Source organism: uncultured Adlercreutzia sp. (assembly GCF_958431955.1).
Classification (GTDB): Bacteria; Actinomycetota; Coriobacteriia; order Coriobacteriales; family Eggerthellaceae; genus Adlercreutzia.
On record NZ_CAUASN010000024.1, the window covers coordinates 15,859 to 37,600 of the forward strand.

At 67.2% G+C, this 21,742-nt stretch carries 18 protein-coding genes; 17 read left to right on the top strand and 1 reads right to left on the bottom strand.

The annotated features are described in order from the left end of the window. Positions 1–199 precede the first annotated feature (199 nt). The 3 genes from Q5064_RS08025 (at position 200) to Q5064_RS08035 (ending at position 3,241) form a co-directional block, all read left to right on the top strand. Positions 200–1,597, top strand: a complete 1,398-nt coding sequence (locus tag Q5064_RS08025; RefSeq protein WP_302963692.1) for a U32 family peptidase C-terminal domain-containing protein — start codon at positions 200–202, stop codon at positions 1,595–1,597. A 90-nt stretch (positions 1,598–1,687) separates the two neighbouring features. Next, positions 1,688–2,836, top strand: a complete 1,149-nt coding sequence (locus Q5064_RS08030; RefSeq protein ID WP_302963693.1) for a PucR family transcriptional regulator — start codon at positions 1,688–1,690, stop codon at positions 2,834–2,836. A 126-nt stretch (positions 2,837–2,962) separates the two neighbouring features. Further along, positions 2,963–3,241: a hypothetical protein gene (locus Q5064_RS08035; protein WP_302963695.1), complete on the top strand. Its 279-nt coding sequence runs from the start codon at positions 2,963–2,965 to the stop codon at positions 3,239–3,241. 242 nt (positions 3,242–3,483) lie between these two features. On the opposite strand, the gene Q5064_RS08040 is transcribed toward Q5064_RS08035, so the two are convergent. After that, positions 3,484–3,912: a peptidylprolyl isomerase gene (locus Q5064_RS08040; RefSeq protein WP_302963696.1), complete on the bottom strand. Its 429-nt coding sequence runs from the start codon at positions 3,910–3,912 to the stop codon at positions 3,484–3,486. Positions 3,913–4,261: 349 nt separating this feature from the next. Between Q5064_RS08040 and argC the strand changes: the two genes are divergently transcribed. The 14 genes from argC to Q5064_RS08110 all read left to right on the top strand — a co-directional run bounded on the left by argC (position 4,262) and on the right by Q5064_RS08110 (position 21,495). Next, positions 4,262–5,323 (top strand): N-acetyl-gamma-glutamyl-phosphate reductase, encoded by a 1,062-nt coding sequence (gene argC, locus Q5064_RS08045; RefSeq protein WP_302963697.1) that lies wholly within the window; start codon positions 4,262–4,264, stop codon positions 5,321–5,323. A gap of 85 nt (positions 5,324–5,408) precedes the next feature. After that, entirely contained in the window at positions 5,409–6,704 is a 1,296-nt protein-coding gene (gene argJ / locus Q5064_RS08050) for a bifunctional glutamate N-acetyltransferase/amino-acid acetyltransferase ArgJ (RefSeq protein ID WP_302963698.1), read from the top strand. Continuing rightward, positions 6,701–7,648, top strand: a complete 948-nt coding sequence (argB, locus tag Q5064_RS08055) for an acetylglutamate kinase (RefSeq protein ID WP_302963699.1) — start codon at positions 6,701–6,703, stop codon at positions 7,646–7,648. Before argJ ends, argB begins: the two co-directional genes overlap by 4 nt. A 10-nt stretch (positions 7,649–7,658) precedes the next feature. Then, positions 7,659–8,894: an aminotransferase class III-fold pyridoxal phosphate-dependent enzyme gene (locus Q5064_RS08060; protein WP_302963701.1), complete on the top strand. Its 1,236-nt coding sequence runs from the start codon at positions 7,659–7,661 to the stop codon at positions 8,892–8,894. A gap of 273 nt (positions 8,895–9,167) precedes the next feature. Beyond that, on the top strand, positions 9,168–9,305 hold the full coding sequence (locus Q5064_RS08065; RefSeq protein ID WP_302963703.1) for a hypothetical protein: 138 nt from the start codon (positions 9,168–9,170) through the stop codon (positions 9,303–9,305). Positions 9,306–9,484: 179 nt separating this feature from the next. Continuing rightward, on the top strand, positions 9,485–10,885 hold the full coding sequence (locus tag Q5064_RS08070) for an argininosuccinate synthase (RefSeq protein WP_302963705.1): 1,401 nt from the start codon (positions 9,485–9,487) through the stop codon (positions 10,883–10,885). A gap of 33 nt (positions 10,886–10,918) precedes the next feature. Further along, positions 10,919–12,310 (top strand): argininosuccinate lyase, encoded by a 1,392-nt coding sequence (argH, locus tag Q5064_RS08075; protein WP_302963707.1) that lies wholly within the window; start codon positions 10,919–10,921, stop codon positions 12,308–12,310. Positions 12,311–12,445: 135 nt separating this feature from the next. Further along, positions 12,446–14,644, top strand: coding sequence for a transglycosylase domain-containing protein (locus tag Q5064_RS08080; RefSeq protein WP_302963710.1), 2,199 nt, complete (start codon positions 12,446–12,448; stop codon positions 14,642–14,644). A gap of 159 nt (positions 14,645–14,803) precedes the next feature. Continuing rightward, positions 14,804–15,313, top strand: a complete 510-nt coding sequence (locus tag Q5064_RS08085; RefSeq protein ID WP_302963713.1) for a hypothetical protein — start codon at positions 14,804–14,806, stop codon at positions 15,311–15,313. 188 nt (positions 15,314–15,501) lie between these two features. Further along, a complete protein-coding gene (locus tag Q5064_RS08090) occupies positions 15,502–18,054 on the top strand; it encodes a U32 family peptidase (RefSeq protein ID WP_302963715.1) in 2,553 nt (850 codons plus the stop codon). A 245-nt stretch (positions 18,055–18,299) separates the two neighbouring features. After that, positions 18,300–19,511: a tyrosine--tRNA ligase gene (tyrS, locus tag Q5064_RS08095; RefSeq protein ID WP_302963716.1), complete on the top strand. Its 1,212-nt coding sequence runs from the start codon at positions 18,300–18,302 to the stop codon at positions 19,509–19,511. A 140-nt stretch (positions 19,512–19,651) separates the two neighbouring features. Next, on the top strand, positions 19,652–20,125 hold the full coding sequence (locus Q5064_RS08100) for a hypothetical protein (RefSeq protein WP_302963717.1): 474 nt from the start codon (positions 19,652–19,654) through the stop codon (positions 20,123–20,125). 12 nt (positions 20,126–20,137) lie between these two features. Then, positions 20,138–20,626: an RNA polymerase sigma factor gene (locus Q5064_RS08105; protein ID WP_302963718.1), complete on the top strand. Its 489-nt coding sequence runs from the start codon at positions 20,138–20,140 to the stop codon at positions 20,624–20,626. After that, a complete protein-coding gene (locus Q5064_RS08110) occupies positions 20,623–21,495 on the top strand; it encodes a hypothetical protein (protein WP_302963719.1) in 873 nt (290 codons plus the stop codon). The genes Q5064_RS08105 and Q5064_RS08110 overlap by 4 nt, the downstream gene beginning before the upstream one ends. The last annotated feature ends 247 nt before the right edge of the window (positions 21,496–21,742 follow it).

Below are 21,742 nucleotides of genomic sequence, written 5' to 3' on the forward strand. Positions count from 1 at the left end.
GCCTGTCGGAGATGCCGGATGCCTTGATTCGCTCAGACAGTCCTCGCTCGGTGGAAATGCCCATTGGGCATTTCCGTTCGCTGCGGAACTCGCTTGGTGAGCGCCACCCCGCGCCCCTCTCGGCTCGACCTTTGCAAAGCATCTGCCAGCTCGTTTGGATCTAGCTCTTGCCGTGATTCTCACTGATCGAAACATACCCATGGAACTTCTCGCGCCGGCGGGCGGGATGGAGCAGCTGCGGGCCGCGGTGGCCTTCGGGGCCGATGCGGTGTACCTGGCGGCCGACCGCTTCGGCATGCGGGCCCGGGCGGCGAACTTCGCCCTGGAGGATATTCCCGCAGCGGTGGCCTTTGCTCACGAGCACGGTGTGAAAGTGCACGTCACCTGCAACATTCTCATGCATCCCGATGACATCGACGGGCTGCCCGACTTCTTCCGTGCATTGGATGCGGCTGGGGTCGATGCCTTCATCATCGGGGATTTGGGAGCCTTTGCCATCGCCGGCGAGGTGGTGCCGCGAGTGGAGCGCCACGTGAGCACCCAAGCATCGGTGGCCAACGCCGCGGCGGCCCAGGTGTGGCACTCCCTGGGGGCGACGCGCGTGGTGTGCGCCCGCGAGATGAGCCTGGACGACATTCGCCGTCTGCGCCAGGATGCGCCGCCCGATCTGCAGATCGAGGCCTTCGCCCACGGTGCCATGTGCATGGCGGTGTCCGGCCGCTGCCTCATCAGCAGCTACCTGACGGGCCGTTCCGGCAACAAGGGCCACTGCACCCAGCCCTGCCGCTGGAGCTACTCGTTGGGCACAGCGGCACCCGACGCAGATGAGGTGGCGACGGGTCGGAGCGATCTTGCGCCGACCGGCGTCGGGGAAGCTTTCGGAAAGGAGCATGCGGAAGAGGCGGTTCCGACGTTCCTTTTGGAAGAGGAGAAGCGCCCCGGCGAGTTCTTCCCCATAGAAGAGGACGGCCGCGGCACCTTCATCATGAACGCGAAGGACATGAATATGCTCGCTCACCTGCGCGAGCTGGCCGAGGCGGGCGTGGATTCCATCAAGATCGAGGGACGCAACAAGAAGGCCTTCTACGTGGCCACGGTGGTGGGGGCCTACCGCCGCGTGCTCGACGGCGAGGCGCCCGAGGCGGTGGCCGACGAACTTGCGGCCGTGTCGCACCGCCCCTACGGCACCGGCTTCTACTTCGACGAGGCCGAGCAGGCGCCTGCCTATGACGGCTACGAGCAGGAAACCATGCACGTGGCCGACGTCATCGGCTGCGACGACGGCCTCCTGCACGTCCTCTGCCGCAACCGCTTCGCCGAGGGCGACCAGTTGGAAGTGCTTGTGCCTCACGAGCCGATCCGCGCCCTTACGGTGCGCGATTTGCACTGGCTTGGCACCTTCGGTCCCGATAACCACGATGAGGACGCTCCCGCCACGCCCGAGGAAGCCCTCGCCCGCGCCACCGCTGCCGACTGGGAGGCCGCAGCCTGCGCCAACCGCTCCTGCAACGTGTACCGCCTGGCCGTGGACGCTCCCGTGCCGCCCGGTTCCTACCTGCGCACGCGCACCTTCCGCCGCTCGGCCCGCCACGGCTGAGGGCCGCATCGCGAACTGGGCGGCGGCATCGTCAAACGCCGCGTTTCGTGATAGGATGCCCGCCAAGAAGCGAACGGGAGGAGGCGCGCGATGATCACGGTCGGCGACGTGCAGAATATGAGGGCTTTCGACCGCATCTGGCTTGCCGCGCCCTGCGAGGGAGCCGCCGTGCGCGAGGTGGTGGGCGTGGGCACCCTCGATCACGAGCCCTTTATGGGCAACTACAACCTGTTCACGGCCGGCGAGTTCATCTTCACCACGTTGGGCCTGGCCGCCATGCACCCTGACCTAGCCGAGGAGGCGCTGCTCGAGCTTATCGAGCGCGACGTGGCGGCCATCGCCGTGAAGCCCGTGGTGCTGAAGGCGCTGCCCGAGCGCGTGGCCGCGGCCTCGGCTGAGCGTGGGGTGCCGGTGTTCTTCTACGAGGGGCGCTATATGGAGCGGCTCATCGCCGACCTCATGAACCTGCTCGACGACGATGCGGCCGAGTGGGAGCGTACGAGCCTCATCGACTCAATCCTCACCTCATCCGACGAGCAGGCAGTGCGCGCCACGTTCTTCACCATTGCCGGCGTGACCGGCGCTACCATCCAGTGCATGGCCATCCGCGCCGTCACCGACGACGACGCCTCGCTGCGCGCCCTGCAGCGCGTGGTGGAAGGGGTGCTTGCGAACTACGGCGAGCGCTGGGACGACGTGGAGCGCACCTTCGTCTGCCGCTACCGCGGGATGCTGCTGGGGTTCGTATCCTTCAAGAGGCCTCCGCTGAAGGCCATTGCCATCTCCGATGCCGACCTGGAGAAGTGCGTGGCCACGGCCGGCCCGCTCGTGTGCGGCATCAGCCAGGAGGTGAGCCTGGGCGAGGGAGATCTTGCCGTGCGCCAGGCCATGGCCGCCCTGCGCACGGCCGAGGCGGAGGACGCCGGCATCGTGCGGTGGACAACCCTGCGCTTCGACGCCTTCCGTGCCGCCGCCAAAAGCGACCGCCTCTACATGCGGGCGGCCGATCTTCTGCGCTCGCTGCTGTTCGATTACGACGCCGAGCACGGAAGCGACCTCGGCGCCACGGCCGAGGCCTTCGCGGCCGCCTTCGGCGAGGTGAGCCGCACGGCCGAGGCGCTGTTCCAGCACCCGAACACCGTGCGCTACCGCCTGCGGAAGATCAAGGACGTCCTCGGAGTGCCCGAGGCCGGCGACCGCGAGCTGGCGGCCCTGCTGCAGCTGGTGTACCTGGCCTAGAGCCGCACCTCGGTGCGGCCGCGCGTTGTGCGTCTGCACAACAAATGCCCTTCAGCTTCAGGGAATCGACCAAACGATGACCCTCTCGATGCCCCTAAACTAGGCGGCGTCGAAAGGAGAACCACCATGAAACTGTTCAACGATCAGGCCACTTCCGCCGTCGCTTCCCTCGATTCCGCCGACGCCGCCTACTGCGCCAAGCTGGAGCAGCGCTTCGCGAATATGGGCATCAGCTCAAAGACTGCTTCCGATGCCGTGTGCTCCCTCGTGGAGGCCGACGCCGTGCCCCAAGTCGGCGTGTGGTCCGCGCTGCCCAGCGCCTTCAAGGGGCTCTTCCCGAAGAAGTCCGCAACGACTGTTGCTGCTTCCGATACGTTCGCTCCCGTGCCCGAGGTGGCGGCGTAGGCGTGCCGGCCCGAGCCGTCGCCCATCGGGAGGTTTCCCCGAACGTAACGAGGCCCCGTCGGAGCTAAGCCGACGGGGCCTCATGGTGAATATGGTAGGGGAGAGTGGCGGAGGGGTCCGCGCGCAGATTCCGCAGCGACGGAAACAGTCTTGCGGACTGTTTCCCCAAGCGAGGACTGCCCGAGCACGGCGCCCCTCCGCCACCCTCCCCCCCAGGGAAGCGGAACGAGCCAGAAGGGGGGCTAGTCCTCCACTTCCACCAGCTCGATATCGAAGTTCAGGTCCTTGCCCGCCAGCTCGTGGTTCATGTCGAAGGTGACGACGCCGTCCTCGATGGACTGCACGAACACGGGGAAGGGCTGGCCGCCCGGGCCCATCATGTACACGGTCTGGCCCACGGGCAGCTGATCGCCGTTGGGAATCTGATCCACGGGCACCTTCTGCACCATGGCGTCGTCGCGCTCGCCGTAAGCCTCGGCAGCGGGGATGTGCACGGTCTTCTTCTCGCCCACGGCCATGTCCTCCACGGCGGCGTCGAAGCCGGGAATCATCTGGCCGGCCATGCAGGTGAACTCGATGGGCTCGCCGCGGTCCACCGACGAGTCGAACTTGGTGCCGTCGTCCAGCGTGCCGGTGTAGTGCACCTTGACCTTCTTGCCTTTGTTGCTCATAGGTGAGCTCCTTTCCAAAAGATGTGCGTTTCAGTCTAGCGGAAGGGGAGGGCTCCCGACGAGCGGGGCGGCAACCTGCTCCAAGTTGTCACAAACCAGCGAGCGCACCGGGGCACCCGTGCATATCGCGTCTTTTTGAGCGAAAACAAAAACCTATGCTGAACTGCGATAATGTGGAATATTACCAGTTCAGAGCGTTACGCAAAAAGGCGCGATATGCACAAGTTACGTGGTGACAAGTGGCGCGAACCTGCGCATTTCCCTCCTCAGAGCGGCGCAGAGGGGGTATGATGAAACGACAAGCGAAATACTCGCGTTTTATGCGTGTGCACAAGGGAAGGACATCGCTATGACCTATCGTGCGGGAGTTGTGGGGGCGGCCGGGTTCGCCGGCATCGAGCTGGTGCGCATCTTAACGCGTCATCCCGAGTTCGAGCTTGCGGCCGCCACCTCCGATGCGCTGGCCGGCACCCCCATCGCCCAGGTGTATCCGGCGTTCACCGGCGTGACCGATTTGGCCTTCTCCGCCCACGAGGGCACCGATCTTGCCGCCTGCGACGTGGTGTTTCTGGCCGTGCCCCACAAGGCGGCCATGGGCATGGCGCCCGCGCTCATCGAGGCGGGCGTGACCGTTATCGATCTGTCGGCCGACTTCCGCCTGAAGGATCCGGCCGTCTACGAGCAGTGGTACGCGCCCCACACCGCCCCCGACCTGCTGGCCCAGGCCGCCTTCGGGCTGCCCGAGCTCACCGGCGACGAGCTGGCGGCCACGGCCGAACGCCGGGCGGCCGGCGAGGCGGTGCTCGTGGGCTGCGCCGGCTGCTACCCCACGGCCACCTCGCTCGCGGCGGCTCCCGCCATCCGGGCGGGGCTCGTGGACGCGGTGGCGCCGGTGGTGGCCGACGCGGTGTCCGGCGTGACGGGCGCGGGCAAGAAGGCCACCGAGCGCACGCACTTCTGCTTCGCCAACGAAAACGTGGAGGCCTACGGCGTGGGCACCCACCGCCACACCCCCGAGATCGAGCAGATCCTGGGGTTGGAGGGCCGTCTCGTGTTCACGCCCCATCTGGCCCCCTTGAACCGCGGGCTGCTCTCCACGGTGACGCTGCCGCTCGCGCCGGGCGTGAAGGCGCCCGCGACTGAGGAGCTCGTGGCCCTCTATCGCGATTTCTACGCGGCAAGCCCGCTCGTGTCCGTCATGGACGCCGGCGTGCAGCCGCGCACCGCCTCGGTGGCCGGCACGGTGCGCGCCCAGGTGGGCGTGGCGGCCCACCCGGCCGGGGTCATCGTGGCCACCGGCGCCATCGACAACCTCGGCAAGGGGGCGGCTGGCCAGGGCGTGCAGTGCGCCAACATCGTGTTCGGCCTACCCGAGACCTGCGGTTTGGAAGAGATCGCCAACCCCGTGTAGCAGCAAGGGAAACCGCCCGCCGCCGCCCCAGGCGCGGAAGGGCACGGCATCCCGCAGCATCCCGCAGAAAGGAAGGGAAAACCTCATGACCGATTCCGTGAAGCTGGCATTCAACCCCGAGGGCACGCCCGCCAGCGCCCAGGGCTTTTCCGCCATCGGTGTGCACGCGGGCTTCAGGCCCGATCCCGACCGGCTCGACATGGCCCTGGTGGTGGCCGACGAGCCCTGCGCGGCAGCGGCCACCTTCACCACGAACGTGTTCTGCGCCGCCCCGGTGCGCGTGTCCCGCGAGCACTTGGACGAGGGCGCGCCCGGCAAGCCCGCCTATGGCTGCGCTCGCGCCGTCGTCATCAACTCCGGCATCGCGAACGCGGCCACCGGCGAGCGCGGTTTGGAAACGGCCCGCGCAACCTGCGACATCGTGGGGGAGGCCGTGGGCTGCCCGGCCAGCGAGGTGCTCGTGGCCTCCACGGGCGTCATCGGCCAGCATCTGCGCCTCGAGCCCTTCGCCGCGGGCGTGCCGGCGGCCCTGGCCGTCATGGCAGCGGTCCCCACGGCCGAGGAACGCGCCGCCCAGGGCCTCACGGCGGCCCGCGCCATCATGACTACCGACACGCGCCCCAAGCACGGCGCCGTCACGTTCGCTGGCGACGGCATCGGGTATCCCGGCGCCACCTTCACCGTGGGCGGCATGGCCAAGGGCGCGGGCATGATCATGCCGAATATGGCCACCATGATTGCCGTCATCACCACCGACGCGCCGGTGGCCGCCCCCGATCTCTCGGCGGCTCTCACCGCGGCAGTGAGCAAGAGCTTCAACAAGGTCACCGTGGACTCCGACACCTCCACCAACGACACCTGCTTCGCCCTCGCCTCGGGCGCTGCCGCGCCGGAAGGTCCCGCCTTCGCGCCGGGAACGCCGGCCTTCGCTGCCTTCCAGGCCGCCCTCGACAAGCTCACGACCACCCTTGCCCGCGCCATGGCCGCCGACGGCGAGGGGGCCACGCGCCTCATCACCGTCACGGTGCGCGGGGCCGCCACGGCTGACGATGCCGATGCCGCGGCTCGCACGGTGGCCAACTCACCGCTCGTGAAGACCGCCGTCTACGGCCACGACGCCAACTGGGGCCGCGTTGCCGCCGCCCTCGGACGTTCCGGGGCGCAGTTTGGGCAGGAAGACGTCGACATCGATATACTGGGACTGCCCGTGTGCCGCGCCGGCCTCGTGGTCGACTTCGACGAGGACGAGGCGCTGCGCCGCTTCGAGGAGCCGGAGGTGGCCATCGAGGTGGACCTGCATGCGGGAGAGGAGTCCACCACTATGTGGACGTGCGACTTCTCCCACGAGTACGTGACGATCAACGGAGACTACCGCTCATGAAGTACGCCAGCGAAGTTCGCGCCGACGGCCCCTCAAGCACTGCCGGCGAAATTCTCTATGAGGCCATGCCCTGGATCAAGCAGGTCACGGGCAAGACCATCGTCATCAAGTACGGCGGCTCGGCCATGGAGAACCCCGAGCTTGCCGCCGAGGTGATGGCCGACATCGTGCTGTTGAAGATCATCGGCATCAACCCGGTGCTCGTGCACGGCGGCGGCAAGGCCATCAACCGCGTGTTCGACAAGTTCGACATCCCCGTGGAGTTCGTCGACGGCCAGCGCGTGACCACCGAGGAGGCCATGGGGCTCGTGCGCATGGTGCTCACCGGGGAAGTGAACCAGCAGCTCGTGGAGGCCATGAACGCCCACGGCAACATGGGCGTGGGCGTGTCGGGCACCGACGCCGGCGTCATCGTGGCCGAGCAGGCCAGCCCGGCTCTCGGCCGCGTGGGGAAGATCACGCGCATCAACACCCCGCTCATCGAGGACTTGGTGGCCGACGACTACATCCCCATCATCGCCTCCATCGCCATCGGCGAGGACGGCGGCTGCTACAACGTGAACGCCGACATCGCCGCCGGGCACATCGCGGCGGCCATCGGCGCCCACAAGATTATCTTCCTCACCGATGTGGACGGCCTCTACGAGAACTACCCCGACCCGGCCTCCCTCATCGCCGAGATGTCGCTCGGCGAGGCCGAGGCCATGATCCGCGGCGACAAGCTGGCCTCGGGCATGATCCCCAAGCTCACTAGCTGCGTGCGCGCCCTGGAGTCGGGGGTGAGCGGCGCCCACATCATCAACGGCACGGTGCCCCACGCGCTCCTGCTCGAGCTACTCACCGACTCCGGCATGGGCACCATGGTCACCGGCCTGGCATCCGCCCAGTTCCTGAACTTGTCGCCCGTGGGCAAGTTCGCTGCCAAGCTCATCGAGAACCGCTAGGAGGACACCTATGACCCTCGCCCGAGAAAAGGCCCTGGAAGCCGAGTACGTGATGGGCACCTTCGCCCGCAAGCCCGTGGAATTTGTGGAAGGCCACGGCATGATGCTCGTGGACGATACCGGCAAGGAGTACTTCGACTTCCTCTCCGGCATCGGGGTGTGCAGCCTCGGCCACTGCCCGCCGGCCATCGTGAAGGCCGTGAGCGACCAGGCCGCCAAGCTCATCCACGTGAGCAACTACTACTACATCGAGCACCGCGGGGAAGTGGCCCAGCTTCTGTCGAACATGCTGAACGCCGAGGTTGGCACCGAGCACCCCGAGGTGTGGAAGACCTTCTTCGCGAACTCCGGCGCCGAGGCCAACGAGTGCGCCATCAAGCTGGCGCGCCTGTACGCCCGCCGCCGCACCGAGGAAGCCGGGAAGGACGCCGAGCTGGCGCCCCGCCTCATCGTCACGTTGGCGAAGAGCTTCCACGGCCGCACCCTGGCCACCCTGGCCGCCACGGCCCAGCCGGCCAAGCAGGAGGCCTTCCAGCCTCTGCCGGCCGGGTTCACCGCCACGCCCATCAACGACGTGGAGGCCTTGGAGCAGCTGTTCGCCACCCAGGGCGACCGCATTTGCGCGGTGATGATCGAGTGCATCCAGGGCGAGAGCGGCGTGCACCCCTGCACCGAGGAGTTCATCGGCGCCATCCGCCGGCTCACCGCCGAGCACGGCGCGCTCATGATCTGCGACGAGGTGCAAAGCGGCATCTTCCGCACCGGCCTTCCCTTCGGGTTCCAGAACTTCGGGGTTACGCCCGACATCGTCACCATGGCCAAGGGCATCGCCTCGGGCATCGTGGCCGGCGCCTGCGCGGCCCACGCCTCCATCGCCGACACCTTCGCGCCGGGCGACCACGGCACCACCTTCGGCGGCTCGAGCATCGCCATGGCCGCCGCCCACGCCACGCTCACGACGCTTTTGGCTCCGGGCGAGGGCGCGCGCATCCAGGAGGTGGGCGCCTACATGCGCGAGCAGCTCGCCAGCCTGCCCCACGTGCAGGAGGTGCGCGGGTTCGGCCTCATGAACGGCATCGACCTCACCCACGAGGCGCCGGCCGCCCCCGACGTGGTAGCCGCGGGGCTTGAAGCGGGGCTCGTGCTGAACGCCACCGGCCCGCACACCCTGCGTTTCCTGCCGCCGCTTATCTGCACGACCGACGACGTGGACGTGCTCGTGGAGCGGTTGCGCACGCTGCTGTAGAACCTGCACAGAGGATATGCCAGGAGAAGGACGATGCACAATATGCAGCGTCCTTTTTCTCGTTCTGCTCGTAATTGCGCAGGTGAACAAGGCTATTTTTTGTGCATGTGCACAGCGCTCTGCACAATGATTTTCGCGCCGTTTCCGAAAAAATTTCCGAATTATGGGTTGACGGCTCGGCAATGAAGGGCATAATACCGCCCAACGCACCGGCCAAGGGGCACTGGTCCCCCTAACTCGGATGGCCGGGCGCAATCGAGAGGACGAGCACCCGTGATCAACGGAACCGCACATATCGCGAACGCCGCCGGCATTGCCGCGGCTGTGCTGTGCGCTGCTCCCCTCATCTTCACCACGGCCATCGCCGACCGACGCCGACGTAGCTGCGGTCTGCGACGCCGACGCGCGTAACGCAGACGAACGCGCGGGGGTTTCTCCCCGCGGTCCGTCTGACTTCCGGACGGGCCGAAGGCGGGCCGTCCGGGCTCGTGAGAAAGCTGTGGTGTCTCATCCCCCTTCTTGAATCGCGCCTTTGCGAACCGGGCATTCCCGTCCCTGCGGCATAACGCCCCCTCGTGAAAGGCATTATCATGGCCAAGAGCATCCAGAACATCCCCGCCCACCAGGCCGCCTCCGCCCTCCACGACGCCCCGCAGCTTACCGCCGCGCCGGCGCCGGGCGAGAAGGAGCGCGTGGTGCTGGCCTATTCCGGCGGCCTGGACACTTCGGTGTGCATCAAGTGGCTCCAGGAGGAATACGGCCTCGACGTCATCGCCGTGGTGGGCGATCTCGGCCAGGAACACGACGGCCTGGAGGCCGTGAAGGCCAAGGCGCTCGCCACCGGCGCCATCGGGTGCGCCGTGGTGGACATGCGCGAGGCCTTCGCCAACGAGTACCTCGCCTGCGCCCTGGCCGCCAACGCAATGTACGAGAACAGGTATCCCCTCGTGAGCGCCTTGTCGCGCCCGCTCATCGCCAAGCATCTCGTGGCCGTGGCCCATCAGTTCGGCGCCAAGTACGTCGCCCACGGCTGCACGGGCAAGGGCAACGACCAGGTGCGCTTCGAATCCTCTGTGCTCATGCTGGATCCCGCGCTCACGATCCTGTCGCCGGTGCGCGACTGGGATCTGGGCTGCCGGGCCGATGAGATAGCCTGGGCCGCGGCTCACAATGTGCCGGTGAAAGCCACGGCCGAGGCGCCCTATTCCATCGACGACAACCTGTGGGGCCGGGCCATCGAGTGCGGTGTCCTGGAAGACCCCTGGTGCGAGCCGCCGGCGGACATCTACACCATGACCGTCGACCCCATCTGCGCCCCCGATGCGCCCACCTACGTGGAAATCGACTTCGAGGGCGGCATCCCCTGCGCCCTGAACGGCGAGAAGATGCCCTTCCTCGAGATCATCTACGCCTTGAACGACATCGCCGGCGGCAACGGCTTCGGCCGCATCGACATGGTGGAGAACCGGCTCGTGGGCGTGAAGAGCCGCGAATGCTATGAGGCCCCGGCGGCCCTCACTCTCATCAAGGCCCACAAGGCCTTGGAGGACCTCTGCCTGGAGCGGGGCGTGCTGCACCACAAGCTCGGCATCGAGCAGGCCTGGGCCGACCAGGTGTACAACGGCCTGTGGTTCTCGCCGCTGAAGGAGGCCTTCGACGCCTTCATCGCCCACACCCAGCAGTGCGTGACGGGCACGGTGAAGCTGAAGCTGTACAAGGGCAGCTGCACCGTGGTGGGCCGCAAGAGCGCGTTCTCGCTCTACGACTTCGGCCTGGCCACCTACGACGCCGACGACGCCTTCGATCACGCGGCGGCCAAGGGCTTCATCGACATCCACAGCCTGTCCTGCAAGGTGTGGGCGGAAAACCGGCTCGCCAACGACGCCCGCATGCCGTCGTTCGCCGACGTGGATGCCACCAATGCCGCCTACCAGGCCGTGGTGGAAGAGGCCGAGGAGATTTTGGAAGACGCCGGGGCCGTCGCCGCCTAGGGCGCGGGCCGTATCTAGCAGCAAGGAGCAACCGTGGCACTGTGGTCGGGAAGGTTCACCGAAGGCGCCGACGCCTTCGCCCAGCGGTTCGGGGCGTCGCTGCCCGTGGATCAGAAGATGTACGCTCAGGACATCGCGGGCTCGAAGGCCCACGCGGCCATGCTCGCCGCCCAGGGTGTCATCAGCGATGCGGATGCGGAAGCCATCGCCACGGGGCTCGACGCCATCAAGGCCGACATCGAATCCGGCGCCCTCGTCTTCGACGTGCAGCAGAGCGAGGACGTGCACATGGCCATCGAGGCGGAGCTGACGGCCCGCATCGGCGACGCGGGTGCGCGGCTGCACACGGGCCGCTCGCGCAACGACCAGGTGGCCACCGACACGCGCCTGTACGCGAAGCAGCGCGCGGCCGATCTCATGGCCGCCAACGTGGTCCTGCGCGAGGCGCTCATCGCCCAAGCCGAGGCGCACTTCGACGTTATTCTGCCGGGCTATACCCACCTGCAGCACGCCCAGCCGGTGCTCTTCTCGCACCACCTGCTTGCCTACGCGCACATGCTCGCCCGCGACTTCGAGCGCCTGGCCGCCGCCCGCGATGCCGCCGACGCGAGCCCCCTCGGCGCGGCGGCGCTCGCCGGCACCACCTACCCGCTCGACCGGCACGCCACGGCAGCCGCCCTCGGCTTCGCAGCTCCCATTCCCAACTCGCTCGATGCCGTGTCCGACCGCGACTTCTTGCTCGACCTCATCTACGCCTGCAGCGTGTCGTGTCTGCACCTGTCGCGCCTGTGCGAGGAGATCATCCTGTGGTCCACCGCCGAGTTCGGCTTCATCACGCTGTCCGATGCCTACGCGACCGGCTCCTCCATCATGCCCCAGAAGAAGAACCCCGACTTCGCCGAGCTCATCCGCGGCAAGTCGGGCCGGGTTGTGGGCGATCTGGTGGCCCTCATGATGACGCTGAAGTCGCTGCCCTTGGCCTACAACAAGGACCTGCAGGAGGATAAGGAAGGCGCCATGGACGCCGCCGACACCCTGGAGGACTGCTACCGGTGCGCCGCCGGCATGATCGCCACCATGACGGTGCACCCCGAGGCCATGGCCGCCCAGGCGAAGAAGGGGTACCTGGCGGCGACCGATGTGGCCGACTACCTGGCGAAGAAGGGGCTGCCCTTCCGCCGCGCCCATGAGGTGGTGGGGCACTTGGTGCTTCTGTGCGAGCAGCGGGGCTGCGACTTGGAAGACCTCACGCTCGCCGACTTCCAGGCGGAAAGCGACTTGTTCGAAGCTGACATCGCGAACTGCCTGAACCTGGAGGCCATCGTGGCTGCCCGCACCACCTACGGCGGCACGGGGCACGCCGCCGTGCGCGAGCAGCTCGCCGAGGTGAAGGCCGCCCTCGCCGCCGACCGCGCGCGGCTGTAGGGCGCTCGCTGCCGGGGCGGCCTCCGCATCCCGCCCCGGTGCCCTCTGTGCTTTTTCCCGAGAGGATGTGCCGAAGTCGTGGCCGTACCTCCGCGATGCTAAAATGTCGAGCATCTATAGCGATGGAGGTATTGAGTGGCTTCACGTGCAATCAAGCGCCGCAACGGCACGCGGACGAAGAACAAGAAGGCGCCGGTTCTCGGCATCCTGTCGGTCATCGTGCTGGCCATTGCCGCGGGCGTGTTCGGGGTGTACACCCTGTGCAACTCGTGGCTGGAGGATCTGCCCGACTACCAGAACGCCGATGCGTACAACTCGGCCCAGCCGACCTACGTGTACGCCTCCGACGGCACCACGCTGCTCGCCGAGTTCCAGCTCGAGAACCGCGAGCCGGTGGCCTTGGACCAGGTGAGCGAGTATGTCCTGAAGGGCACCGTGGCTACCGAGGACGAGCGCTTCTACAGCCACGCCGGCGTGGACTACCTGGGCGTGGCCCGCGCGCTCGTGAACAACCTCATGGGCGGCGCGCTCGAGGGCGCCTCCACCATCACCCAGCAGTTCGTGCGCAACACCATCCTGTCCGAGGAGATGCGCGACATCTCCTTCAAGCGCAAGATCCGCGAGATGTACATCTCCCAGAAGCTCGAGGAGCAGTACACCAAAGACGAGATCCTGCTCATGTACTTGAACACCATCAACTACGGCTCGGGCGCCTACGGCATCGAGGCCGCTGCCGAGCGCTACTTCTCGAAGGACGCGAAGGATCTCACGCTGAACGAGGCCGCCACGCTCGTGGGCATTCCCCAGTCGCCCACCTACAACAACCCCATCGACTACCCCGAGAACTGCCTGAAGCGCCGCAACACGGTGCTCGACCGCATGGTGTCCAACAACGTCATCACCGCCGAGGAGGCCGACGCGGTGAAGGCCGAGCCCATCGAGCTGAACCCGTCGGAGCCCTCCATGACCGGCATCGTGGCCTACCCGTACTTCACGAGCTACGTGCGCAACCAGCTGACGAATCCCGACGGCAAGTACGCCTACTCCACCGCCGAGCTGTTCAAGGGCGGCCTGAAGGTGACCACCACCTTGGATGTGAGCGTGCAGCAGGCCGCCGACGAGGCTGCCGCCGAGAAGGAGGACGAGGCGGGCGATCCCTTCGAGGTGTCCATGGCCGTGGTCGACCCCGACAACGGCTACATCAAGGCGCTCGTGGGCGGCCACGACTACGAGAGCTCCCAGGTGAACATGGCCACCGGCGAGGGCGGCTCGGGCCGTCAGGCCGGTTCGTCCTTCAAGCTGTTCACCCTGATGGCGGCCCTCAACGAGGGCATCGACCCCGAGACGCTCATCGATGCCGGCCGCAAGGTGGAGCTCGAGGGCGGCGAGCCGGTTTACAACAACGACCGCGCCGACTACGGCACGCGCACCATCAAGAGCGCCTTCGGCGTGTCGTCGAACACCGCCTTCATCCGCCTGCTTCTGTCGGTGGGCGTGGACAAGGTCATCGAGATGGCGAAGTCCATGGGCATCACCTCCGACCTGCCCGCGGTGGCCGGCCTCACGCTCGGCATCGGCTCGGTGACGCCGCTTGAGATGGCCGACGCCTACGCCACGGTGGCCAACGGGGGCGTGCACTACGATCCCGAGTGCATCGTGAAGATCGAGGACCGCAACGGCAACGTCATCGTCGACAACACCGATCCCACCGGCGAGCGCGTCTTCTCCAAGGAAGTGGCCCGTGCGGCCATCGACTGCCTCGAGGTGGTCATCGACAACGGCACCGGCAAGGCGGCCCGTCCCTCCAACGGCCAGGAGGCCGGCGGCAAGACCGGCACCACCGACGATAAGAAGGACAGCTGGTTCTGCGGCATCACCCCGCAGTACTCCGTGGCCATCTGGCTGGGCGACCGCAGCGACTACTCGGAGGCGAAGTCGCCGGGCACCACCGCGGCGAGCGTCTTCGGCGACTTCATCGACCTCGTCATCTCCTCCGATAACACCGAGAAGTTCTTCACCGCCGACAAGCCCAAGTACAAGACCGACTACCGCGACGAGGACAACCACATCGGCGGCTACTACAGCAAGAAGTCCGACAAGGACGACGAGAAGGACGAAGAGGAGGAGAAGCCCGAGGAGACCGAGGAGCCCACCGAGCCCGAGGAGCCGACGACGCCGGATACGCCTGCCGAGCCCGAGCCCACGCCCGAGCCGGAGCCCACGCCCGAGCCGGAGCCCACGCCCGAGCCGGAGCCGACGCCGGAGCCCACGCCGGAGCCGACGCCCACGCCCGATCCCGGGGGCGATGGCGGGGGCGGCGACGCGGCCGGGTAGGCCGATCTGCCCTTGGAATTGTTGCGATCCCGTGACGGCGGGGCGCCCGAGGGCGCGCGCCCTGCTATCATGGTGGGGAACTGAGACGGGCGCCTCCGAGATCGGGGGCGCCCTTTGCGAGACACGACGGCGCCCGGGCGCCACGATGGGAGCGAACCTGTGAACCGAACGATCTTTGCGCGCGCGGCGGCCCTCGCCTGCGCCGCGGCCCTCGCCTGCGGGCTCCTCGCGGGCTGCATGTCGCCCAACACGGGCGCCACCGACCAGCAGCAGGCGAACCGCACCTACATGACCCAGGTGAACCAGACGATGGAAGACCTCCAGGAGCGCTTGGGCGCCTTCGACGAGGCCGTTACTACGGGCAATGCCGTGAACATGCGCACCCAGGCCGACAAGGCGTTCGCTACCATCGACGCCCTCTCGGCCATCGAGACGCCGGATGCCATGAAGGACCTCCAGGCGAGCTACGTCGACGGCTGCACCGCGCTCAAGGACGCCCTCGACGCCTACGTGGGGCTGTACACCGAGATCGACAGCGCCACCGAGGAGCATCCCTTCGACTACAGCACCTACGACGAGCGCGTGAAGGCGGTGCAGGACAAGTACGACGAGGGCATCGAGAAACTGAAGGCCGCCGACGAAGAGGCCCTGAAACTCAATGAAGACTAATCTGTTCCGCTTGCCCTGACGGGCCAAGCGGAACGGGTTGATGCTGCGGGCCCGACAGGCACCTGCCTCTGCGCTTCAAAGCTTGCCCTCACGTACGAAGTACGCTCGGCCGCTTTTCAGCACAGATGCAGGTGCCTGTCGGGCCCTCGCTGACTTCCTTGGGCGAACCTATGATGAGGAGAGATAACGTGAAACGGGTAGAACTGCTGGCGCCGGCTGGGAATATGGCGGCGCTCCATGCGGCAGTGGCCGCGGGGGCCGATGCGGTGTATCTGGGCCTTGAGGCGTTCAACGCACGGCGCGGGGCCGACAACTTCACCATCGAGACGCTGCGCGAGGCCTGCGATTTCGCCCACCTGCGCGGCGTTTCCGTCTACGTGACCATGAACACCGTCATTCTGCCCGACGAGGTGGCCGACGCTCTGGAGTGCGTGCGCCAGGCCTACCGCGCCGGCGCCGACGGCTTCATCGTGCAGGATATCGGCCTGGCCGCGGAAATCACCCGCACCCTGCCCGAGGCGTCGCTGCACCTGTCCACCCAGATGAACACCCACAACCTGGCCGGCGTGCGCGCCGCCGCCCGGCTCGGCGCCGAGCGCATCACGCTGGCGCGCGAGCTTTCCTTAGGCGAGGTGGCGCTTTTGTGCGCCGCTGCCGAGGAGGAGGGCATGGAGGTGGAGGTGTTCGCCCACGGGGCGCTTTGCGTGTGCTACTCGGGCCAGTGCTTCATGTCCTCCATGATCGGCGGCCGCTCCGCGAACCGCGGCATGTGCGCCCAAGCGTGCCGTCTGCCCTACGAGCTGCGCAACCGCGCGCTGCAGAAGGACCTCCCCTCGCCGGGCGATCATCTGCTCTCGCCCCAGGACCTCTGCACCGTGGGCCTGGTGCCCCAGATGGTGGAGGCGGGCGTGGCGTCCCTCAAGATAGAGGGCCGCATGAAGTCGCCCGAGTACGTCTTCGCCGTCACGGCCGTGTACCGCAAGGCCCTCGACGCGGCTCTCGCGGCAGAGGGCGCCGACGCCCCGGCGCGGGCCGACGCCCCTGTGGACGACGCCGACCGGGCGCGTCTCACCGACGCGTTCTCCCGCGGATTTACCACGGCGTATCTGGAAGGGGAGCGCAGCAACGGCATCATGAGCTACAAGCGCCCCAACAACCGGGGGCTCTTCCTCGGCCGTGTGGACGAGGTGCGCGACGGCGCCGCCTTCCTCAAGAGCGCCCAGCCCCTCGCCGAGGGCGATGTGCTGGAGTTCTGGACGCGCAAGGGCAACGGCACCCTCGTGCTCGGTCCCGTGCGCACCGACCGGAAGGGCCGCTACCACCTGCCGCTCGACGGAAAGACCCGCACGGTGAAGGCCGGCGACCGCGTCTTCCGCGTGCGCAGCGCCGAGGCCTCCTTCGAAGACGACGCCCGCGAGCCCCGCGTGCCCATCGTGGGCACCGCCACGCTGCACATCGGCGAGCCCTTGAGCATCGAGTTCCGCGTCGCCACGGAAGAGGAAGTGCGCGAGACGCTTCCCGCGGATGGCGACGACGCGTCCCGCACGGCCCTCGCCGTCGCCCGGCGCCTGGCCGCCCTCTTCCCCGAGGGATCCCCCCGGGGTATCGCGGAGGGCCTGGACGTCGAAGCGGCCCGCACCCGCGCCGTCTCCTTCGACGATGTGGCCGCCCATATCGACCGTCTCGGCAACACGCCCTACCAGCTCGTGGGCCTCACCGTCGATATGGACGATGGCGTGGGCATCGGGTTCTCGCAGCTTCATCAGATACGCGCCGAGGCCCTCGACTGCCTGCAGCTCCTCATTCTCGCGGGAACCGCCGACCGGCCGCTGCCCCGCGTCACCCCGCTCGATCCTCTGCCCGCGGCTCACCCCTCCGGCTGCCGCATCGCCGTCACGGTGACGAACCCCGCCTGCGCCCGGGTGGCCAAGCGGGCCGGAGCGCACCTCATCTACGTGCCGGCACTCAACTACCGCCGCGGCGAGGCCGTCATCGCCGGCCAGCTGAACGCCGCCGCCGAGCAGGCGGGCTACCCCAAGGGCTGCATCCCCATCATGCCCGTGGCCGACCACGAGGCGGTGGGGCGCTCCCGCGAGGCCTCGGTCGGCCTCGACGTGTGGAAGTACGCCGATGAGGGCAAGCCGCTCATGGCCGAGAGCCTGGCATCCCTCGAGCGCGCCGACGAGGAGGGGGCTGTTCCCAGCGTGGGGCCGCACCTGCCTGTGGTGAACGAGCTCTCCCTGCGCACCGTGCGCGCATTCGGCGCCGAGCGCGTGTGGCTCTCGCCCGAGCTCACCCTGCGCCAGATCGAGGCGCTCGCCAAAGACGCCCCCGTCGAGATCGGCGTGCAGATCATCGGCGCCACCGAGCTCATGGTCACCGAGCACTGCATGCTCATGAGCCAGGGCCCCTGCGACGAGGAGTGCGCCACGTGCCCCCGCCGCAAGAGCCCGCACTATCTGCGCGACCGCAAGGGCTTCGAGTTCCCCGTCGTCACCGACGCTATGGGCCGCAGCCACCTGTACAACTCCGTGGAGCTGGACGTGGTGCCGGCGCTGCCCGACCTCATGGCCGCGGGCGTGTCGGCCTTCATGGTGGACGCCACACTCATGAACGCCGAGGAGACGGCCCACGCCGTCGGCCGCGCCATCCGCGCCCTGCACGTGGCCCAAAACGACGGCAACGCCATCGCGAAGATGCCCAACACCACCTCCGGCCACCTCTACCGCGGCGTCTCCTAGCCAATCTCGGAGATTATGCAGTAGAACATAATGTTTCATTGCATAATCTCCCTGTGCTGCCGCCTCATCCATGAGGCTTGTGCCTTGCCTCCCCTCGGCGGGAAGCTTCGCCGGAGGCAACGTTGCTGTGCTAGAATTCCCAACACTTATATAAGTTGACGTGTCGATGACTTAATACGACTCATATGACTTATATAAGTCATCGACATTATCGGTTCACATCTCGATTGGAAAGCGAAGGCACCATGCTTACTCCCGAAGAGCAACTGCACATCATCAAGTCCGGCACGGCGCAGATCGTGCCCGAGGCGGCGCTTCTGGAGAAGCTCAAGCGCGGGGTTCCCCTGAACGCCAAGCTCGGCGTGGATCCCACGGCCCCCGACATTCACCTGGGACATGCGGTGCCGCTGCGCAAGCTGCGCCAGTTCCAAGATCTGGGCCATCAGGTCACGCTCATCATCGGCGACGGCACGGCGCTCATCGGCGATCCTTCCGGCCGCAACTCCACGCGCCCGCAGCTCTCCCGCGAACAGATCAAGGAGAACGCCCAGACCTATGTGGACCAGGCCTTCAAGATCCTCGATCCCGAGAAGACCACCCTGCGCTACAACTCTGAGTGGATCCTCGATCTGGACATGGAGCACTTGCTGAAGCTCCTCGCCAACTTCACGGTCGCCCGCATCCTCGAGCGCGACGACTTCCACAACCGCTACACGAACGGCCAGTCCATCAGCCTGCACGAGTTCCTCTACCCGGTCATGCAGGCCTACGACTCGGTGGTCATCAAGGCCGATGTGGAGCTCGGCGGCACCGACCAGCTGTTCAACCTGCTCGCCGGCCGCGAGCTCATGGAGAAGATGGGCATGGAGCCCCAGGTCTGCCTCACGCTGCCGCTGCTCGAGGGCACCGACGGCGTGAAGAAGATGTCGAAGAGCTACGGCAACTACATCGGGCTCACCGATGAGGCCTCCGATATGTTCGGGAAGGTCATGTCCATTCCCGACGAGCTGATGGTAAAGTACTACCGCCTCGCCTCCACCGAGGACGTGGCGGAAATCGACGCCATCGAGGCCGATCTGGCCGCCGACAAGCTGCATCCGAACAAGGTGAAGCGCGCCCTGGCCCGCAACATCGTGTGCGCCTATTACGACGAAGCGGCTGCCGAGGCCGCCGAGGCCGACTTCGACCTCAAGTTCAAAGACCACGGCTTCCCGGCCGACGCTCCCACCTTCGCTCCCGACCTCACGCCCAACGAGGACGGGCTCGTCTACGTGGCGAAGATACTCGTGGACGCCCAGGTGGCCGCCACCGCCTCCGAGGCACGCCGGCTCATCGACGGCGGCGGCGTGAAGGTGAACGGCGAGGCTTTGCCCCCCAAGTCCTACAATGTGGCCCCCGACGTGCTCGCCGGTGCCAAGGTGCAGGTGGGCAAGAAGAAATACGTCCGCTTCGTCTAGGCGGCGAGTATCGTTCCCAGGCGCCGCGGGCAGCAGCCCGCGGCGTTTTTTCGTTTGCTCGGAAATTTCTTGCAAGGATCGGCGTCTCTGAATCGTGTTACCCATAGAGACGGAAGAGAATCCAAGGAGGAGTTCGCATCATGAAGACGTCCACCCTCGCTATTGCCATCGCCTGCGCGGCGGCCCTCGCTGTGCCCGCCGTGGCCTTCGCCGCCCTCGCGCCGAGCCCGGTGCCCGCAGCAGCGCTCGAGCGCGCAGTCTCCGGCGGCTACCACCATACCGACCATCGCTCTGCGGCCGCCGGCCAGGCCGACCCATCGGCTCGGGCCCCGCGCGCCGACGGGCGCGCAGCCGATCGCGCCGAGTGTCTCGACGCTTGCCCCGGCTACCTCGACGCCGATGGTGATGGGGCATGCGACAACTGTGTAGGCGCCGGCGCTGAATGCCCTGGCTACCTCGATGCCGACGGCAACGGCGTCTGCGACAACTGCGCTGCCGGGGGCGCCTCCTGCCCGAACTACCGTGGCGCCGACGGCATCTGCGATCGCTCCGGCGAGGGCTCTTGCGCCCGCGGTTCCGGTCATGCAGGACGCGGCCACGGCTGCGGTCGCTAGCGTTGCGCGGCTGTGCGTCCTTCCGATGACATAGAGCAGGCCATGGCGCGTCATGGCGACACCGTCTGGCGTGTCTGCCTCGCGGCCTTGCGACGCGCCGCCGATGCCGAGGACGCCTTCCAGGACACGTTCATGAAGTACGCCCTGGCTGACGGCACTGCCTTTCGCGATGACGGGCACCGTAAGGCGTGGCTTATTCGCGTGGCCACCAACACCTGCCGGGATCAGCGGCGCTCGCCTGCGCGGAAGCAGTGCTCTCTAGACGAGGAGGCGCGCGAGCGGGTAGCCTCGAGCGATCCCTACGCTCAGCCCTCCTCGCCCATCGCCGAGGTGCTCGACGCCATGAGCCAGCTGGATGATCCGCCCCGCACGCCCGTGTACCTCGCCCTGTACGAGGGATACACGGCTCCCGAGATAGCCGATATGCTGGAAGCGCCCGTGAACACGGTGTACTCGTGGATCGCCCGGGGCAAGAAGACGTTGAAGGAGGCGCTGCGATGATTCCGATGGAGCAGCGGGTTCGCGAGGCCTACGACGCCCAGCACCTTCCCGAGGCGGTTCGCGCCCGCACGCTTGCCGCCATCGAGGCTGCGAGAAGCGCCGGGAACGCCCACGGGGCGAGTGGTACCGACGTGTCCCCTGCCTGCGGCTGCCCAGATGGCGGCCAGAGCAGCGAGGTGGCCGCGACCCTCTCACCGCGCTGCCGGAAGCGCCCCTCGCCCTTGCGGCGCTGGCTCGCCGCGGCCGCATGCCTCGTGCTTGTCTTGGCGGCGCTCGGCGCCTACGGCGTGTACCGAATCCCCTCGGCCTACGTCGATATCGACGTGAATCCTGCCATTGAATTGACGGTGAACCCCTTCGGCACGGTAATCGCCGCAGAGGCCCTCAACGACGACGGCCTTCTCGTGCTCGATGGGGTCTCCCTCCTGCACCGCCCCTACGCGGAGGCCATCGGCGCCCTCGTGGCGAGCGAGGCGTTCGGGGCCTACGCCGACGCCGATGCCTTCGTGGACATCAACATCGTGTCGGAAGACAAGGGGTTGGGGAAGCGTCTTGCCGCCCAGAGCGACGAGGCGATGGCGGGTGTGGCCGCCGAGCATGCCTGCCATCATGCCGACGAGGCCACCCGGCAGGAGGCTGCCGCCGCGGGCCTCTGCATCGGCCGCTACCGTGCCGCCCAAGAGCTCATGGAGCTCGACCCCTCGTACAGCCTGGAAGACTGCGCCGCCATGTCGATGCGCGAGCTGCGCGAGCATATCGATGCCTGCCACCGCGAAGGGGGAGAGGCATCCTCGAGCCAGGGGCACGGTGGGGGCCATCATGGTCGCGGCACGGGCAGAGCAGCCGCCGGGACGCATCACGAAGAGTGAGCCTCCAGAAAATGAAAATACCCTCTTGCGCTCTTTCTCGATTACGGGTATTCTATACAACCCGCGTTTGAGGAAGGCGCGGCAAGCGGGCCTTTCACGGGTTCCCGTTTGGCCCTTCCGAATCCAGCCGAAAGAAATTTTCAAATTTCTGAAAAAAGTTCTTGACTGGTTATTCGGAAAGGCGTAAAGTACTTCCTTGCGCCGCTCGCGAGAGACGGCGGCGGGGAGAGGCCCCGCGGCACCTTCA

Excerpts from the sequence above, each read along its gene's own strand:
- Q5064_RS08100 (WP_302963717.1), top strand. The coding sequence starts at position 19,652 with ATGAAGACGTCCACCCTCGCTATTGCCATCGCCTGCGCGGCGGCCCTC.
- Q5064_RS08030 (WP_302963693.1), top strand. The coding sequence starts at position 1,688 with ATGATCACGGTCGGCGACGTGCAGAATATGAGGGCTTTCGACCGCATC.
- argB (WP_302963699.1), top strand. The coding sequence starts at position 6,701 with ATGAAGTACGCCAGCGAAGTTCGCGCCGACGGCCCCTCAAGCACTGCC.
- tyrS (WP_302963716.1), top strand. The coding sequence starts at position 18,300 with ATGCTTACTCCCGAAGAGCAACTGCACATCATCAAGTCCGGCACGGCG.
- Q5064_RS08025 (WP_302963692.1), top strand. The coding sequence starts at position 200 with ATGGAACTTCTCGCGCCGGCGGGCGGGATGGAGCAGCTGCGGGCCGCG.
- Q5064_RS08060 (WP_302963701.1), top strand. The coding sequence starts at position 7,659 with ATGACCCTCGCCCGAGAAAAGGCCCTGGAAGCCGAGTACGTGATGGGC.
- argJ (WP_302963698.1), top strand. The coding sequence starts at position 5,409 with ATGACCGATTCCGTGAAGCTGGCATTCAACCCCGAGGGCACGCCCGCC.
- Q5064_RS08070 (WP_302963705.1), top strand. The coding sequence starts at position 9,485 with ATGGCCAAGAGCATCCAGAACATCCCCGCCCACCAGGCCGCCTCCGCC.
- Q5064_RS08040 (WP_302963696.1), bottom strand. The coding sequence starts at position 3,912 with ATGAGCAACAAAGGCAAGAAGGTCAAGGTGCACTACACCGGCACGCTG.
- argC (WP_302963697.1), top strand. The coding sequence starts at position 4,262 with ATGACCTATCGTGCGGGAGTTGTGGGGGCGGCCGGGTTCGCCGGCATC.
- Q5064_RS08110 (WP_302963719.1), top strand. The coding sequence starts at position 20,623 with ATGATTCCGATGGAGCAGCGGGTTCGCGAGGCCTACGACGCCCAGCAC.
- Q5064_RS08035 (WP_302963695.1), top strand. The coding sequence starts at position 2,963 with ATGAAACTGTTCAACGATCAGGCCACTTCCGCCGTCGCTTCCCTCGAT.